1 protein-coding gene is annotated in these 417 nt (G+C 65.5%); it reads right to left on the bottom strand.

Annotated elements, in window-relative coordinates:
* Nucleotides 1-417, bottom strand: a 417-nt coding sequence (locus ASE86_RS16530) for an IS3 family transposase (protein ID WP_235524112.1), incomplete at both ends; no start/stop codon positions are given.

The following is a 417-nucleotide window of genomic DNA, read 5'->3' on the forward strand; positions in this document are numbered from 1 at the left end:
GAACAGGTCCGTCAGCACGTCGATCACGTCGAGGGCCTTCAGCTTGCGTGATACACGGATCGCCAGGCACTCACGCGTGAACTCATCAATGACGTTCAGCATCCGGTACTTGCGCCCGTTGTGCGTGCGGTGCTCGACGAAGTCGTAGGACCAGATGTGGTCGGGCCGCTCCGGCCGCAGCCGCACGCACGAGCCGTCGTTGAGCCAGAGGCGCGACCGCTTCGGCTGGCGAGCGGGAACCTTGAGGCCCTCGCATCGCCAGATCCGTTCGACGCGCTTCACGTTCACCGTCCAGCCATCGCGCCGGAGCAAGGCCGTGATCCGACGGTAGCCGTAGCGTCCGTACTGCAGCGCCAGGGCGACGATGGCAGCCGTCAAAGCAGCCTCGTCCTCGACCATCACGGCGACTTTGCGCTG

The sequence above is a fragment of the Sphingomonas sp. Leaf33 genome (assembly GCF_001421785.1).
GTDB lineage: Bacteria > Pseudomonadota > Alphaproteobacteria > Sphingomonadales > Sphingomonadaceae > Sphingomonas.